General features: G+C 69.2%; 14 protein-coding genes. 4 read left to right on the plus strand and 10 right to left on the minus strand.

Features of this window, described 5'->3' with window-relative positions; all coding sequences use genetic code 11:
• Positions 1–39: 39 nt before the first annotated feature.
• The 4 genes from B0I29_RS24025 to B0I29_RS24040 all read right to left on the minus strand — a co-directional run bounded on the left by B0I29_RS24025 (position 40) and on the right by B0I29_RS24040 (position 3,629).
• Positions 40–720, minus strand: coding sequence for a response regulator (locus B0I29_RS24025; protein ID WP_111651291.1), 681 nt, complete (start codon positions 718–720; stop codon positions 40–42).
• Positions 717–1,895, minus strand: coding sequence for a sensor histidine kinase (locus B0I29_RS24030; protein ID WP_111651292.1), 1,179 nt, complete (start codon positions 1,893–1,895; stop codon positions 717–719). The genes B0I29_RS24025 and B0I29_RS24030 overlap by 4 nt, the downstream gene beginning before the upstream one ends.
• Positions 1,896–2,069: 174 nt before the next feature.
• Complete coding sequence (locus B0I29_RS24035) at positions 2,070–3,014, minus strand: aldo/keto reductase (RefSeq protein WP_111651293.1); 945 nt, start codon at positions 3,012–3,014, stop codon at positions 2,070–2,072.
• 42 nt (positions 3,015–3,056) lie between these two features.
• Positions 3,057–3,629 carry a hypothetical protein gene (locus B0I29_RS24040; RefSeq protein ID WP_111651294.1) on the minus strand — a complete coding sequence of 191 codons (573 nt, stop codon included), beginning with the start codon at positions 3,627–3,629 and terminating at the stop codon, positions 3,057–3,059.
• Positions 3,630–3,700: 71 nt separating this feature from the next.
• Here B0I29_RS24040 and B0I29_RS24045 point away from each other — a divergent pair, with 71 nt between their 5' ends.
• A complete protein-coding gene (locus tag B0I29_RS24045; RefSeq protein ID WP_111651347.1) occupies positions 3,701–4,063 on the plus strand; it encodes a MerR family transcriptional regulator in 363 nt (120 codons plus the stop codon).
• Positions 4,036–4,395: a VOC family protein gene (locus B0I29_RS24050; RefSeq protein ID WP_245972705.1), complete on the plus strand. Its 360-nt coding sequence runs from the start codon at positions 4,036–4,038 to the stop codon at positions 4,393–4,395. Before B0I29_RS24045 ends, B0I29_RS24050 begins: the two co-directional genes overlap by 28 nt.
• A 6-nt stretch (positions 4,396–4,401) precedes the next feature.
• On the opposite strand, the gene glgX is transcribed toward B0I29_RS24050, so the two are convergent.
• A complete protein-coding gene (glgX, locus tag B0I29_RS24055; protein ID WP_111651295.1) occupies positions 4,402–6,510 on the minus strand; it encodes a glycogen debranching protein GlgX in 2,109 nt (702 codons plus the stop codon).
• 134 nt (positions 6,511–6,644) lie between these two features.
• Here glgX and B0I29_RS24060 point away from each other — a divergent pair, with 134 nt between their 5' ends.
• The gene (locus tag B0I29_RS24060; RefSeq protein WP_111651349.1) at positions 6,645–7,991 is read left to right on the plus strand and encodes an MFS transporter; all 1,347 of its coding nucleotides are present in this window, start codon (positions 6,645–6,647) and stop codon (positions 7,989–7,991) included.
• A 57-nt stretch (positions 7,992–8,048) separates the two neighbouring features.
• Positions 8,049–9,107 carry a spore photoproduct lyase family protein gene (locus B0I29_RS24065; RefSeq protein ID WP_111651296.1) on the plus strand — a complete coding sequence of 353 codons (1,059 nt, stop codon included), beginning with the start codon at positions 8,049–8,051 and terminating at the stop codon, positions 9,105–9,107.
• Position 9,108: 1 nt separating this feature from the next.
• Here B0I29_RS24065 and B0I29_RS24070 read toward each other — a convergent pair whose 3' ends face one another.
• The 5 genes from B0I29_RS24070 to B0I29_RS24090 all read right to left on the minus strand — a co-directional run bounded on the left by B0I29_RS24070 (position 9,109) and on the right by B0I29_RS24090 (position 15,716).
• Positions 9,109–10,713: a methyl-accepting chemotaxis protein gene (locus B0I29_RS24070; RefSeq protein WP_245972716.1), complete on the minus strand. Its 1,605-nt coding sequence runs from the start codon at positions 10,711–10,713 to the stop codon at positions 9,109–9,111.
• Between the two features lie 102 nt (positions 10,714–10,815).
• Positions 10,816–11,919 (minus strand): alpha/beta fold hydrolase, encoded by a 1,104-nt coding sequence (locus tag B0I29_RS24075; protein ID WP_111651298.1) that lies wholly within the window; start codon positions 11,917–11,919, stop codon positions 10,816–10,818.
• Positions 11,920–12,086: 167 nt separating this feature from the next.
• Positions 12,087–13,355, minus strand: a complete 1,269-nt coding sequence (locus B0I29_RS24080; protein WP_111651299.1) for an erythromycin esterase family protein — start codon at positions 13,353–13,355, stop codon at positions 12,087–12,089.
• Positions 13,352–15,229, minus strand: a complete 1,878-nt coding sequence (locus B0I29_RS24085; protein ID WP_245972706.1) for a SpoIIE family protein phosphatase — start codon at positions 15,227–15,229, stop codon at positions 13,352–13,354. Before B0I29_RS24085 ends, B0I29_RS24080 begins: the two co-directional genes overlap by 4 nt.
• Before the next feature lie 172 nt (positions 15,230–15,401).
• Complete coding sequence (locus B0I29_RS24090; protein WP_111651300.1) at positions 15,402–15,716, minus strand: type II toxin-antitoxin system PemK/MazF family toxin; 315 nt, start codon at positions 15,714–15,716, stop codon at positions 15,402–15,404.
• Positions 15,717–15,791 lie beyond the last annotated feature (75 nt).

A 15,791-nucleotide genomic window follows, 5' to 3' on the forward strand; every position in this document is an offset into this window, starting at 1 on the left:
CCGTGCGACTACTCCGTCCGCGGTACTGAGCGCCCTCGCCTACCGCGCCTGCGGACTCCCCGGACGGACAAGACCACTTTGGTACGCGACGACGACCAGCTGGGCGCGGTCCCGGACCCCGAGTTTCGCCATCGCCCGGTTCACGTGGGTCTTCGCGGTCAGCGGGGACAGGAACAGCCGCTCGGCGATGGCGTCGTTGGACATGCCGTGCGCCACCAGCACCAGCACCTCGCGTTCCCGGTGGGTCAGCTCGGCGAGTTTCTCCTCGGACGGCGGCGGGCCGGTCTCGGGCTGGCTGAGCAGGTGGTCGAGCAGTCCACGGGTGGCTTTCGGCGACAGCATCGCCTCACCGGCGGCGACCGCCCGGACGGCGCTGATCAGGTCGTCCGGGCCGACACCCTTGCCGAGGAATCCACTGGCGCCGGCGCGCAGCGCGAGCATCACGTTGTCGTCCTGTTCGAACGTGGTGAGCACGAGGACGCGTACCCCGGCCAGGTCGTCGTCCGCGGCGATGAGCCGCGTCGCCTCGATCCCGTCGACGCCGGGCATGCGGATGTCCATCAGCACCACGTCGGCACGGCGGGTCCGGGCGAGATCCACGGCCTCCCGGCCGTTCACCGCCTCCCCGACGATCTCCAGGTCGGGTTCGGAGTCGAGGATCATCCGGTAACCCGCCCGGATCAGCGGCTGGTCGTCGGCGAGCAGGACACGGATGGTCATTTCGGTTCCTCGATCGGTGCGGGCAGCAGTGCTCTCACGGTGAACCGGCCGTCCGGCTCGGTACACGTCTGAAATGTCCCATCCGCGGCGGCCGCGCGCTCGCGCATGCCCACGATGCCGTACCCGGATCCGCCGCCGTCGTGGCCGGTCGCGACGATGTTCTCCACTTCGATCCCGATCGCCTGCGCCGTGTACGTGACGGTCAGCGACGCCTCGCCGGTGCCGTGCTTGTGCGCGTTGGTGAGCGCCTCCTGCACGATCCGGTACGCGGCCAGGTCCACCATCGCCGGCAGATCCCGCTCGTCGCCGGCCCGGTGGTGCTCGACCCGCAGCCCGGCCGCCGCCATCGCCTCCAGGAGCTCGGGCAGCCGGGCCAGGCCCCGGGTCGGCTCGGCCGAGTCAGGATCGTCGGACTGCCGCAGCACCCCGACGATCGACCCCAGCTCCTTCAGGACGGTGTCCCCGGCGTGCCGGATGTGGTTCAGCGCCGGCCGCACCTGATCGGGACGCTTGTCGACCAGGTGGCTCGCCGCCGCGGCCTGCACGTTGATCACCGCGATGTGGTGGGCGACCACGTCGTGCAGCTCCCGGGCGATCCGCAGCCGCTCCTGGATGACCCGGCGCTGCGCCTCCTCCTCGCGGGTCAGCTCGGCCCGGCGGGCCCGCTCCTCCACCTCGGCGAGATAGGCCCGCCGGTTGCGGGTGGCGTCACCGAACGCCGTCGCCATCGCGATGAACGTCAGCAACGGCACGATCGAGGCGCTCTGGTACGTGATCAGGTCACCCAGGTACAACCCCAGCCCACACCCCACGACCACGACCAGCCCGCGCCGGCGCGACATGCTGAGCGCCGTCGTGTACGCCGCCACGGCCGCCGCCACGATCAGCAGCGGATGCCGCTCCCCGTCCACGGCGGTGTACCAGATCATCGCGGCGCTGCTGGCCACCAGAACCTGCCACGGCCAGCGGCTGCGCAACGTGATCGCCACGAAGGCGGCGAACACCCCCAGCGCCAGCGGCCCGGTCAACGGCTGACCGGCGTCCTTGGTAGTGCCCGCGAAGTACCCGGCGATCGGCAACCCGGTCAGCACCAAGGCCAGCCCCAGGTCAGCGAGGTACGGATGACCCACGATGAACCGGCGGAGCGGGCCGGACCGGGTCCCCGCCACGATCATGCCTCCACGGTAACGACGCCCCGCCGCCCCGACGTCGTCCAACCGCGGTATTTCCCACCCCGCCGCCGCCCGCCCCGGACCCAAGCCGCATGCGCCCACCGCCGTCCTCGCGCCCCCGACAGGCCGAAAGCCAGGCCGGCGCAGGCCTCGCACCCCCGCTGGACGGATGCTCGGTCAGGCGGCCGTGTCCAGGCGCGTCCTCTGGTCCGGGGTGAGGGTCAGGGTGCGGGCGGCCAGTGCCTCGGTGATCTGGGCGGGGGTGGTCACGCCGACGATCGGGGAGATCTTCAGCGGGCCGCCGGCCAGCCAGGACAGCACGACCTGGTTGCGGGTCGCGCCGGTCTCGGCGGCCACCGCGTCGAGCACCGCGAGCCGCCGCCGGGTGCCCGGGTGGTCGTAGGCGTCCGGCAGCGGCCGGTCCGCCCGGGTGTATCCGCCGTCGAGCAGCGTGTTGTAGACCCAGAGCCAGACGTCGTCGTTGCCGCGCAGGTAGTCGAACGTCTCGCTCGTGGCGTGCACGTGCCCGCTCTGTGGCAGCGCCACGCCGGGCAGAGGCTGCAGATACGACCACCGCAGCTGGATAGCGCGATAAGGCTCGATAGCGTGGTCAAAGGCAATATTTCGGGCCTGCTCCACACGCCACATCGGGTGGTTCGAGGCGCCCAGTCGTTTGACCCGCCCGTCCGCGACGAACCCGTCGAGCGTTCGCACGGTTTCCCCGAGGTCGACCGACCGATCCTCGATGTGTGACCAGTACAGGTCGACCCGATCGGTCCGCAGCCGCTCCAGGCTTCCGGTCAACGCCTCCTCCAGGGCTGAGGCGGACAGTCCCTCGACGTGATCGGGGTAGCCGTTCGGCGTCGTCGGCTCGGCACCGCCCTTGGTGCTGATCCGGACGTCACCACGGGCGCCCGGCCGCTGGTCCAGCCACCGGCCGATGACCGTCTCGCTCTGCCCGCCGAAACCGCTCGGGTGCGCCCACCACGCATAGTTGTCGGCGGTGTCGATCCATTCGCCGCCGGCCTCCCGATACTGGTCCAGCAGGTCGAAGGATTGCGCCTCGTCGATACGGGTGCCGAACGAAAGGGCGCCGAGAACCAGCGTGATGTCCGTTGCCATGCCCGCTACCCTGTCGCCTGGAGCGCGCTCCAGGTCAAGCGCTCACCAACCCCACGGATTGTTCTGGGGGACGAAGCTGTTTATCGACGTGTATCCGGGCGGGACGTTCGGGTCCGTCGTGGGAGCGGGCTTCTCCGGCCTGCCCGCACCTCCTCTTCCCAGCAGTTTGTCGAGCAACGTGTCGAGCGCCGGGAGGTCCGCCAGGATCTGCTCGGCAAGCGTGGTCAGGGCGACGACGAGGGCGAGCATTCCGTACAGTTCCGCTCTCGACTTCGGAAGGCCCGCGCGCAATCGAGGGAACGCCTTGGCTTCGGCCTCGACCTCAGAGCGCACCTGATCTTCCGGTGCCCGGGCGCGCAACAGGCTGTCGATCAACTCTCGAAGCTCGCGGACCTGCGAGGCGGTCGGCTGATCAGCGATGATCAACGTGAGAGCCTCAAGCGTCTTCGCCACATCCGTACGGTCGATCTCCCGTCGGCACACGGCGCAATGAACGGGTTCACCGAGGGGAACCGGCTCTCCGTCACCCAGCAGCCGGGCCGCGGCGGACGGCGGCAGAATGATTCCCGAGGAATAGATCGCACCGCATCTCCCGCAGCGCACCGGCAGGCTCATGGGCCCACTCCTTCAACCATTCGCTGTCGATATGGTAGGCCGGACGCGCAACGCGAGCCGGGGGAGGAAGCGTGCCGTACACGCCGGGTGAGGTGGCCGGACGGATCGGGGTCAGCATCGACACGATTCGCTATTACGAGAGGATCGGCCTGATGAGCGGGGTCCAGCGGGACTCCGTCGGCCGGCGGGTCTTCTCCGATCACGACCTGTCCCGGCTCGGGCTGCTGCGCTGCCTGCGTGACTCCGGCATGCCGATCGCGCGCCTGCGGAAATTCGCCGAGCTCCTGGAGGGTGGCGACGAGAACGCGGGGCTGCGCGCGGCGCTCCTCGAGGAGCATGATCGGGAAATCGACGAGAAGGTCGCCCAGCTGCGACTCGAACAGAAGCGAGTACGGGAGAAGATCGCGTGGTACCGGTCGGTAGCGGAACACTGACGTACGTCAAGAGCATCACGTTCGACTGCGCCGACGCCCTGGTGGTCGCGCGGTTCTGGGCTGCCGCGCTCGGCGGCGAGCTGGACGAGGACGCGACAGCGGAGAAGGCGTACATCGAGGCGCCCGGCTGGGGTGGCCCGAACCTGTGGTTCCAGCGCGTCCCGGAGCCGTCGGTGGCGAAGAACCGGATGCACTTCGACCTGCGCGCCCCGGGCGGTGACGTGCCCGCCGAGGTGGCCCGGCTCAGCTCGCTCGGCGCCACCGTGGTGACGCCGGGCGAGCTGACCGTGATGGCCGACCCCGAGGGCAACATCTTCTGCGTGGAGAGTTAAAAAACCCTAGTAACGGCAGCGCATCACGACGAGGCTGTGCCGCATCACGCTCTTCTGACTCCCGGCCTTGGCGGTCCGACGCCGCCCGGCGAGCAGCGGATCAGCCGTGTTCGCCACGACCTCCCACGTCCGGCCGTAATCCCGGCCCGGCAGTGTGAACGAGACATCCTCGTCGAGCGGGTTGAACAGCAGCAGGAACGAGTCGTCCTTGATCTCCTCACCGAGGGCGTCCCGTTCCGGCAGACCGTGCCCGTTCAGGAAGACGGTCATCGTCATTCCGCTGCGGGTGTTCCAGTCCTCGTCGGTCATGATCTCGCCGTCGCGGCGCAGCCAGGCGATGTCCGGCAGCTTCGAGTCGCCGGCCGGCTCGCCGGTGAAGAATCGCCGGCGGCGGAAGATCGGGTGCTCGGCGCGCAGTTCGAGCAGCCGCCGGGTGAACCCGGTCAGCACGTCGAAGTTGCGGGAATCCTTCCAGTCGACCCAGGAGATCGGGCCGTCCTGGCAGTAGACGTTGTTGTTGCCGTCCTGGGTGCGTCCCAGCTCGTCGCCGTGCGCGATCATCGGCACGCCCTGGCTGAGCAGCAGCGTCGCCAGGAAGTTGCGCTTCTGCCGCTCGCGCATCATGACGACCTCGGCGTCGTCGGTCGGCCCTTCGATGCCGCAGTTCCAGGACCGGTTGTGGCTCTCGCCGTCCCGGTTGCCCTCACCGTTCGCGTCGTTGTGCTTCTCGTTGTACGACACCAGGTCGTGCAGGGTGAACCCGTCGTGCGCCGTCACGAAGTTGATCGACGCGATGGGCCGCCGGCCGTCGTCCTGGTACAGGTCCGAGCTGCCGGTGAAGCGGGACGCGAACTCGCCGAGGCTCCACTGCTCACCACGCCAGAAGTCGCGGACCGAGTCGCGGTACTTGCCGTTCCACTCGGTCCAGTTCGGCGGGAAGCCACCGACCTGGTAACCGCCGTCGCCGACGTCCCAGGGCTCGGCGATCAGCTTCACCTGTGACACGACGGGGTCCTGGTTGACCAGGTCGAAGAACGCGGCCAGCCGGTCCACCTCGTGGAACTCGCGAGCCAGGGCGGCGGCCAGGTCGAACCGGAACCCGTCCACGTGCATCTCGGTCACCCAGTACCGCAGCGAGTCCATGATGAGTCGCAGCGATTCGTGGTGCCGGACGTTCAGGCTGTTTCCCGTACCCGTGGTGTCGTAGTAGTAGGACTTGTCGGAGTCGACCAGGCGGTAGTACGCCGGGTTGTCGATGCCGCGGAACGACAGGGTCGGGCCCAGGTGGTTGCCCTCGGCCGTGTGGTTGTAGACCACGTCCAGGATGACCTCCATGCCGGCCGCGTGCAGCGCCTTGACCATGGCCTTGAACTCCTGGACCTGGCCGCCGCTGCCACCGAACGACGAGTAGTCGTTGTGCGGCGCGAAGAACCCGATCGTGTTGTAACCCCAGTAGTTCGTGAGGCCCTTCTCGATCAGCCCGCTGTCGTGCACGAACTGGTGCACCGGCATCAGCTCGACCGCGGTGACCCCGAGGTTCTTCAAGTACTTGATCATCGCTGGGTGGGCGAGGCCGGAGTACGTCCCCTGCACGTCCTCCGGGATGTCCGGATGCGCGACCGTCATGCCCTTCACGTGCGCCTCGTAGATCACCGTCTGCCACATCGGGACCTTCAGCGGCCGGTCGTTACCCCAGTCGAAGAACGGGTTGATCACCACGGACCGGGCGGCGAACGGCGCCGAGTCAGCGTCGTTGTACGAACTCGGATCCCCGAAGTTGTACGAGAACAACGCCTGGTCCCACTTGAAGTCCCCGTCGATCGCCTTGGCGTACGGGTCGAGGAGCAGCTTCGACGGGTTGCAGCGCAGACCCCGCGACGGGTCGTACGGCCCGTGCACCCGGTAGCCGTACCGCTGCCCCGGCACCACCCGCGGCAGGTACCCGTGCCACACGAGCGCTTCGCGTTCCGGCAGGTCGACCCGGGTCTCGGTGCCGTCGTCGTCGAAGAGACACAGCTCGACGCGGGTCGCCGCCTCGGAGAAGATGGCGAAGTTCGTTCCGCCGCCGTCGTATGTCGCACCCAGCGGATACGGGTTGCCAGGCCAGATTTTCATGCGCCCACGATGCCCAATTACCCCGCGCGGGAAAACACCGGGTCGATGTGACCAACGTCCTGCGGATCGAATGCCCTGGCCAGGGGTAGAACTCAGGGGTGCCACGCCGCTACCTCATCCTCGCGATCTGCTGCATGAGTCTGCTGATCATCAGCCTGGACGTCACGATCGTGAACATCGCCCTGCCCGCGATCGGCGAGGAGCTCGACGCCCCGCTCTCCGGACTGCAGTGGACCATCGACGCGTACACCCTGGTCCTGGCGAGCCTGCTGGTCCTGGCCGGTTCGACAGCCGACCGGATCGGCCGGCGCAAGGTCTTCCAGGCCGGTCTGGCGCTGTTCACGCTCGGTTCGCTGCTGTGCAGCGTCGCCCCGTCATTGGGCTGGCTGATCTTCTTCCGGATGCTGCAGGCCGTCGGCGGCTCGATGCTCAACCCGGTCGCCATGTCGATCATCACGAACACGTTCACCGAGCCGAAGGAGCGGGCCCGCGCCATCGGCGTCTGGGGCGCGGTGACCGGTTTCAGCATGGCGCTGGGACCGCTCGCCGGCGGTGTGCTGGTCCACTCGTTCGGCTGGCGGTCCATCTTCTGGATCAACGTGCCGGTCGGCATCGCGGCGTTCCTGCTGGCCTGGCGATTCATCCCGGAGTCCCGGGCGGACCATCCGCGCCGTCTCGACCCGGTCGGTCAGGTCCTGGTGCTGACCGTGCTGGCCGGTATCACGTACGCCATCATCGAGGGACCGGACGCGGGCTGGACGTCCGCGCAGACAGTGAGTTGCTTCGCGCTGGGTCTTGCCGCCCTCGGCGGCCTGCTGTGGTGGGAGCCGCGCCGCGCCGAACCGCTGATCGAGCTGAAATTCTTCCGCAGCGCGCCGTTCAGCGGCGCCACTCTGATCGCGGTCTGCGCGTTCGCCGCGCTCGGCGGTTTTCTCTTCCTCAACACGCTCTACCTGCAGACCGAACGCGGCCTGTCCGCCCTGCACGCCGGCCTCTACACCCTGCCGATGGCAGCGATGACCGTGATCGCCTCGCCGCTCTCCGGCCGTCTGGTCGCCGCCCGCGGCACCCGCCTGCCGCTGACGATCGCCGGCACCGCGATGGCGCTCGGCATGCTCCCGCTGACGACGGCCGGTGCGGACACCCCGGTCTGGCCGCTCTTCCTCGGCTACCTGCTCTTCGGTTTCGGCTTCGGCATGGTCAACACCCCGATCACCAACACGGCCGTCTCCGGCATGCCCCGCGCTCAGGCCGGCGTCGCCGCCGCGATCGCCTCGACCAGCCGCCAGGTGGGCAGTGCCCTCGGCGTCGCCGTCATCGGCGCGGTGGTCGCCTCCGCCGCCTCACCCACCGGAGGGCACGCCGGCTGGTGGATCCTCTTCGCGCTGGGCCTGGCGGTGCTCACTCTCGGTCGCTTCAGCACAGGCCGTTGGGCGCAGGCCACTGCCGAGCATGGGTACGCCGAAAAACTCCCCGCATGAACGGAACCGCGGCCGGCCGCACCGCTCGCAAGGGCATGGCAAAGCGACAATGAACCGGTGACCGACCTCCTGGACATCCGGCGCATCTACCTCGAACCCGCCGCCGCCGACCTCTACCGTGGCCGGGAGATCCTCGACCGTTACCCGGACGCCACGATCGTCGAGGTGGAGAGTCACCAGCGGATCCCGGAGCTGTACGGCGACGAGACGAACGTGCGGCGCTGGGTCCGGATCAAACAGGAGGCGCTCGTCGTCGGCGTGAAGAAGACGATGACGGCCCGGCCGAACGGGCGCTCCGCCGATTTCATCGCGCCGTCCACCGCGAACGGCTGCGCCATGGCCTGTGCCTATTGTTACGTCCCCCGGCACAAGGGCTACAGCAACCCGATCACCGTTTTCGCGAACATCGAGCGCATTCTCGCGTACACCAAAAAGCATGTGCTGAAACAGGGCAGCAAGCCGGACGCGAATGAGTGCGACCCGGTGAGCTGGGTCTATGACATCGGCGAGAATTCCGACTGCGCGCTGGACGCCCGGATCAGCGACAACGTCCGCGACCTGGTCACGCTGTTCCGCGATCTGCCGTCAGCAAAGGCCAGTTTCGCCACCAAGCACGTCAACCGCGACCTGCTGGACTGGGATCCGCGCGGCCGGACCCGGGTCCGCTTCTCCCTGATGCCACCGGCCGACGCGAAGATCCTGGACATCCGCACCAGCGGAATCGGCGAGAGAATCGCCGCGATCGACGATTTCGTCGCCGCCGGGTACGAGGTGCACGTCAATTTCAGCCCGGTCGTGGTCCGCAACGGCTGGCTGGAGGATTGGCGTGATCTGCTCGACCATCTGGACGCCGGAATCGGCCCGGCCGCGAAGAAACAGCTGGCCGCCGAAATCATCTTCCTGACCCACAATCGCGGCCTGCACGAGGTGAACCTGGGCTGGCACCCGAAAGCCGAGGACCTGCTCTGGCGCCCCGATCTGCAACAGGTGAAACGGTCCCAGAACGGCGATCTGAACGTCCGTTACCGCACCGGCGAGAAAGGCGCCTACGTCCGGGCGCTCACCGATCTGATCGCACAACGAACGCCCTACCTGAAAGTCCGATACGCATTCTGAGTCAGACCCGGAAACGCGACACCAGCGAATTCAGGTCGGTGGACATCCGGGCCAGTTCCGCGATCGCCTGCTGGGTCTCGGCGACGCCGTGGCTGGTGCTCTGCGCCGCCTGCGCGACCCCGACGATGCTGCGCGAGATCTCGCCGGTCCCGGACGCCGCCTCGGAGACGCTGCGGTTCATCTCGGCCGTCGTCGCGGTCTGCTCCTCCACGGCCGAGGCGATCGTCGTCTGGAAGTCGCTGATCCGGCCGATCACCGTGGAGATCCGTTCGATGGCCTCGACCGCGCCCTCGGTGTCGACCTGAATGGCCTGGACCCGGCGGGAGATGTCCTCGGTGGCCCGCGCGGTCTCCTGCGCCAGATCCTTCACCTCGGACGCGACCACAGCGAAGCCCTTGCCCATCTCACCGGCCCGCGCCGCCTCGATCGTCGCGTTCAGGGCGAGCAGGTTCGTCTGCTCCGCGATCGCGGTGATCGTCTTGATCACGTTGCCGATCTCGGCGGACGAGTCGCCCAGCTTGTTCATGGTGCTGGAGGTGACCGCGGCGAGGCCGACCGCCTCGGCGGCGACCTGGGCGGCCTCGGCGGCGTTCTGCGAGATCTCCCGGATCGACGCGCCCATCTCCTCGCTGCCGGCCGAGACGGTGTCGACGCTGCGGGAGATCTCCTCGGCGGCGCTGGAGACCGCGGCCGACTGATCCGAGGTCTCCTGCGCCGAACCGGCGATCTGCGCCGCTGTGCTGGTCATCTGCTCGCTGGCGCCCGCGAGGGACGCGGCGGAGCCTTCGATCGTCGAGACCGCGTCCCGCAGCGAGGCGGTGGCGGCGTCCAGCGATCGGCCCATCCGGCCGGTCTCGTCGTTGCTGGTGAGCCCGGTCCGGCGGGTCAGATCAAAAGCCTCAAGACCTTCACAGACCTTCTGTACGGCGGTGAGCGACCGCACGATCCGGGAAGCGACGTAGAACCCCAGGGCGAGCGCCAGCCCGACCCCGATCACCATCGTGATGATCTGCACCAGGCGGTTCGTCTCGTAGGCGTCCGTGGCGGCCTTCGCGTTCCTGGCCGCGTCGGCGGTCTCGCTGGTGTCCAGCTCGGTCATGTCGTCGTAGATCGTCTGCAGGACCGGGATGGACTCCTCATCCCGGATCTTGGACCACGTGGTCAGCTTGTTCGCGGCGCCGGCGGGCAACATCTTCGTCTCCACGATGTCGACGTAGCTGTCCCATTGCGTCTGCAGGTGGTCGATGGTGTCCGGGTTGCCGGCCGGCATGCTGTCCCGATACGCCGTCATCGCCGCGGCGAACGCCGTGACGTCCGTCTTATACGCCTCGGTGAATTTCGTGACCGACGCCTGGTCCGGCGAGAGCGCCTGGTTCGCGACGTCCGAGCGGGTCTGCAACACCGTGGCCTTGATCTGCCCCACGGCCTTGATGCTCGCCACGTTGCTCTCGTAGATCATCTTCGCCTTGTCGCTGATCTCGCTCAGCGCGGAGAGGCCGACGAGACCGACGATCAGCGCCACGACGGCAGCCACCCCGACCGCGCCGAGAATCTTGATCTTCACGCTGATGTCCGCGAGAGACCATCGCCGCGTGCCCGCGCTCATCGAACTCACAGGTTCACCGTATGGCCTCGCACCCGCTCGCGTACGGAACATGAAAGAGCCCGGCGGGGTCACCGCCGGGCTCCCGGGGAACAAGGGGTGGAATCAGGCGAAGCGGGCCGCGATCCAGTCCGCCACGTAATCCGCGGAATCGATCACCGCCTGGTCATGGTTGACGCCTTCCAGGCCGAGGAACGTCGTCGCGACGCCGTACTCCTGGATCTTCGGGACGAGCAGCTCGGACGAGAGCGAGAACGGGACCGCCTCGTCCAGGGTGCCGTGCACGATCAGCACCGGCGCGCTCGGCGCCGTCTGCGCCGGGTTGTTGTACGACGCCAGCTTGGTGACCACCGACGTCGGGACCGTCCCGCCGGAGACGAGCTGGGCCGCGGTGAAGTTCTTGTAGGTGTTGAGGATCTGGTAGAGGCATCCGGTGTTCAGCACCCCGGTCTTCGCCTCGGCCGGCGCGGCGAGCACCGAGTACGGGTGGAACGTCGGCTCCACGGCCGCCAGCCCGTACAGCGCCATCACCAGGTAACCCTGCCCCTCGGTCCCGGCGATGTACGGAATGATCTCCTCGGTGTTGGAGACCGGCGCGATGCTGGCCGTCCCCTTGAGCACCAGCGTCCCGTCGTACGACGGCGCCAGCTGACTCGCGAAGAGCGCGCCCTGCCCGCCCTGCGAGTGCCCGTCGACGACGTACTGCAGGCCGAGCGTGCCGTCCAGGCTGCGCGCCGCGCGGACGCTGTCGATCAGGGAGCGGCCGGCGCTCGCCCCGATGAGGTACGGGTGGGCCTGGGGCGTACCCAGGCCGGGGTAGTCCGGAGCGGCGACCGTCCATCCGCGGCTGAGCAGTTCGGCGATCGCGATCCGCGCCTCGGGCCAGAAGACCGGAAGATTGTTGGAGGGCGCGCAAATGTCGGCGAGCCCGGTCGTGCCGTGCCCCCAGGCGACGATCTTGTTGTTCTTGCCGGTTTTCGGAGTGATCACCAGCCCGGTCGCGGTGATGACACTTCCGGTCACCGAGGTGGTCAGATATTGAATGCGGCGACCGGTTGCCAGCGGTGTCAGTTCGGCCGGCAGGGTGGCGGCCGAGTTGGTCAGCACCAGGCCGGGCAGTGTTGCCGCGGACGCTGGTGAGGCGGCCGCGGCGGCCGTGCCGATGACGGCGAGAAGCACCGCCAGCAACACGCGTGACGCAGTTTTCATGAACGACCCCGTTCCCTGAAATGATCCCTGTAGTGATCGAGCGCCCAGCCTAAAACCGATCACCACGAGTCGTATCCGTATTCAGGTACACAGATGCCTGACCACCTATCCGATGTGGACTCGGCGGTTGCGGCAAAGCGAAGATCCATTTAAGCGACGCCACGAATTCAGACGCCGGACGGGTAGGTCTCCGGCTCCCGGGTGTCGACCCGCAGGGTGTGCAGCGGCCGCAGCGCGTGCGTCTCGTCGAACCAGAGGAACGCGTCGTACCGGCTGCCGAGGATGGTCGGGACGTAGTTGGCCCGGCGTTCCTTGCGCGGGTCGTACACCACGCCGATGGCGCGATGGGCCAGATCGGTCGCGAGCAGATCGGGGACCTCCCAGCCGGCCGGGAAGACGAGCAGCCCGCTGGCCGGCGCGGTCGCGTGCAGCACGTCCTCCAGGGAGCCCGGCCGCGCCTCCGGCACGCCCATCACCTCCATGTGCCCACCCCAGGACGGTCCGGCCACCACGGTTCCCCGGTACGTCCCGAACCCGACCAGTACCACCTCGTCGTCGCCGTACCGTTCGCGGGCGAGCTGGCCCAGGGTGACCTCGCCATAGATCGACTGGTCGGTGGCGCGGGCGTCGCCGACGTGCGTGTTGTGCGCCCAGACGACGGCTTTCGACGTCGGCCCGTACCGGTTCAGCAGCCGGTCGAGAGTCTGGTCCATGTGCCGGTCCCGGATGTTCCAGGCGTCCGGCCCGCCCTTCACCATGTTCCGGTAATAGCCCTCGGCGCCGGCCACCACCGCGGCGTTCTGCCCCACCCCGAAGTCACGGTCCGTCAGCTCGGCGAGCATCCGCGCCACCCGGTCCTCGCAGCCGGGTGCCACGAACTGGGTGGACCACGCGTACGCGTTCGGGTCCTCGGCGTACGGCTCGAAGCACCGGTAGGCATCGAGCGCCGCCGGCACCAGCTCCGGGTCGTGCTCGCGCAGCCAGGTCAGGATCTGGTGCATCGACTCCCAGAGCGAGTAGACGTCGAGGCCGTGGAAACCGGCCCGGTCGTCCGCCGGCCGGCCGGCGTTGAAGCCGCGCAGCCAGCGGGTGAAGTCGACGGTCTCCTCGTTGGCCCACATCCAGGTGGGCCAACGGTCGTACCGGACCAGCGCGGCCCGCGGGTCGTCCGGCGCGCCCGGCGCGCACCGCACCGCGGCGTCGACCCGGTCGCAGTCCGGCCAGTCCCCTTCGACCGCGACGAACGAGAAGCCACGTTCCTCGATCAGGCGGCGGGTCAGCGCGGCCCGCCAGGCGTAGAACTCGTGGGTCCCGTGGGTGGCCTCGCCGATCTGCACGACGCGCGCGCCGGCCGCCCGATCCAGGAGGATCTCCAGGTCGCCCGGGTCACGCAACGGCCGGGCCATCGACGCCACGTCATCGCCGTACCGGATCATCCTGATGCGGTACCCCGGGGGAGATGCCCCATACATCCGACTTTAGAAGCGGGACCCGTCGCGGAGGGCGAGCAGACAGGCCGCGCCGCGAGGATGCAGGTGTCGTCATCCGGGTTGGCCCGGCGTAATCGGGCCACCAGCTCGGCGAGCGGGCGCAGCGGCGCGGCCCGGACCGCCTCGTCGACAGTGGCGATCACCGTGTCCAGACCGGCGTCGAGGCTCTGCCCGCGGTGCTCGACCAGCCCGTCGGTGTAGAGCAGCAGCACGTCGTCGGGGAGGAAGTCGGTGACCGCGTCCGGATAGGTGGCGCCGTCGACCACCCCGAGCATCGACCCGGGCGGGCGGGCGAGGGTCCGGGTCCGCCCACCCCGGTTCAGCATCGGCGGCGGATGCCCGGCCTGCGCCCAGACCAGCTCGCCGCTGGCCGGGTCGAACCGGGCGATCACCGCGGTGGCCGCGAGCTCGGGGGTCTGCTGCGCGAGCTCGCAGGTGAGCTGGTTGAGGTACCCGAGCAGGACGCCGGGATCGCTGGTGATCACCGAGAGGGCGCGCAGCGCGTGCCGCAGCTGCGCCATCGTGGTGGCGGCCTGGGTGCCGTGCCCGGCGACGTCGCCGACCGCGAGCAGCACCGAGCCGTCGCGCAGCGCGGCCGCGTGGTACCAGTCGCCGCCGACCATGGTCTCCTCGGTCGCCGGCAGATAACGCACCGCCGCCTTGAGCCCGGGCAGCTCGATCGGCTCGTCCGGGATCGGCAGAATGATCTTCTGCAGGCGGGCGGCGAGGTCGTGCTCGGCCGCGAAGGTCCGGCGCTGCTCGTCCAGCTCGCTCTCCACCTCGGCGAGCCGCGCGGCGCCGGCCTGCTGGTCGGTGACGTCCTGGACGATGCCGAAGATCCGCAGCGGCCGGCCGTCGGCGTCGCGGACCGCGTCGGCGACCGTGCGCACGTGCTTGACCACGCCGCCGATCCGGACCCGGGTGATCAGGTCGACCCGTTCCGACCGGCGGAACGCGTCCAGCGCGGCGAGCCGCAGCGGCTGGTCGTCGGCGACCGCGGCCCGCTGCGCCTCGTCCTGGCTCAGCGGCCCGAGCCGCGGGTCCCGGTCGTAGATCCGGTAGATCTGCGGCGACCAGTAGATCTCACCGCTGACCAGGTCCCACTCGCCCCAGCCGAGCTTGCCGAGCTCCTCCATGCCGTCGAGGCGGTCGCGCCCCCGGAACGGGTCGTCGCGGCGCTGCCAGCTCATCAGCAACCCGGGCCCGAGCAGCCGGGCCCGCACGGTGAACTCGTCGTCGCCCACCAGCAGCGACCCCAGGTCGGCCGGCTCCCCGGTGTCCAGCACCCGCTGGTACAGCTGCCAGCGCTCCTCGCCGATCACCTGCGGGTAATGCCGGCTGATCGGCTGGCCGAGCAGCTGGGCGCCGCGGCGGCCGTCCGGGGCGACCGCGTCCGGGCTGGCCGCGGCCCAGGTCAGGTCGATCAGCCGGCCGGAGTCGTCCCGTTCCGGCAGCAGGTAACCGGACATGCCCGGCAGCGCGTCGAGCACACCCTGCACCGTGGTCAGCCACGGCGTGAACCGGCGGCCACCGGCCTCGGCCCGCGGCAGCGACGTGATGATCTCCGGAAGGGACGGATCGGTGAGCTCCTGCGCGGTGTCCAGCAGCCTGATCACCCGGCCGGCCATCTCGGCCAGGTCGCAGTGCTGCTCGGCCGCCATCCTCACGAGGTGACGGTGCGCCTCGGCGAGCCGGCAGCGTGCCCGGCCGGCGAGCAGCCCGACGGCTCGTTCCACCCTGATCCGCACCTCGTCGGCTGACTCGTCACCCGGCTCGGGGAGCAGCGTGCTCACCGCCTGCGCGTACGCCTGACCACCCACCAGCGACCTCCGCCCGCTCGGAGTTCCTGCTTAACCCAGGCCGCGCCCGCACCGCATCCCCCGATCATCCGGGCAGGCCTCCCGCCTGCGGCATTGCGCATAACGGGTCACCCGGTCGGGCGTCGGGCGTTCGGGGAAACCGGCGGGCCGTAAAGAGCCTGCGAGGGGCCGGTCAGAGTTCGAAGAGGGAGCGCATCGCGTCGGTCAGGCGGACCATGCTCGCCCCGGTCACCATGCCGATCCGTTCGGCGCCGGTCGACGCGGGCAGCCGGCGCATCCGGTTTATCACCACGACACCGGTGATCGGGTCCTGCTCGGTGAGCGCCACCGCGTACGGCGGTAGCTCGGTGACACCGCGCTGGCGCACGATCGGCGCGCAGAACGGGGAGGCGTTGCCGCGCTCGTTGTAACTGTCGCCGGAGAGGACGAGAACGCGGTATCGCAGGTCGGAACGGTCGCCGATGGTCCAGATCTCGCCGCGACGCACGTCAGCACAATCCTGAGGTCAGGATTATCCGGCTCGGCATGGCTGGAAGCGTACCGTCGCCCCGATCTCCGCAGA

Origin of the sequence: Actinoplanes lutulentus (genome assembly GCF_003259845.1) — a bacterium.
Taxonomy (GTDB): Bacteria; Actinomycetota; Actinomycetes; order Mycobacteriales; family Micromonosporaceae; genus Actinoplanes; species Actinoplanes lutulentus.

Excerpts from the sequence above, each read along its gene's own strand:
- B0I29_RS24025 (WP_111651291.1), bottom strand. The coding sequence starts at position 720 with ATGACCATCCGTGTCCTGCTCGCCGACGACCAGCCGCTGATCCGGGCG.
- B0I29_RS24030 (WP_111651292.1), bottom strand. The coding sequence starts at position 1,895 with ATGATCGTGGCGGGGACCCGGTCCGGCCCGCTCCGCCGGTTCATCGTG.
- B0I29_RS24035 (WP_111651293.1), bottom strand. The coding sequence starts at position 3,014 with ATGGCAACGGACATCACGCTGGTTCTCGGCGCCCTTTCGTTCGGCACC.
- B0I29_RS24040 (WP_111651294.1), bottom strand. The coding sequence starts at position 3,629 with ATGAGCCTGCCGGTGCGCTGCGGGAGATGCGGTGCGATCTATTCCTCG.
- glgX (WP_111651295.1), bottom strand. The coding sequence starts at position 6,510 with ATGAAAATCTGGCCTGGCAACCCGTATCCGCTGGGTGCGACATACGAC.
- B0I29_RS24060 (WP_111651349.1), top strand. The coding sequence starts at position 6,645 with ATGAGTCTGCTGATCATCAGCCTGGACGTCACGATCGTGAACATCGCC.
- B0I29_RS24070 (WP_245972716.1), bottom strand. The coding sequence starts at position 10,713 with ATGAGCGCGGGCACGCGGCGATGGTCTCTCGCGGACATCAGCGTGAAG.
- B0I29_RS24075 (WP_111651298.1), bottom strand. The coding sequence starts at position 11,919 with ATGAAAACTGCGTCACGCGTGTTGCTGGCGGTGCTTCTCGCCGTCATC.
- B0I29_RS24080 (WP_111651299.1), bottom strand. The coding sequence starts at position 13,355 with ATGATCCGGTACGGCGATGACGTGGCGTCGATGGCCCGGCCGTTGCGT.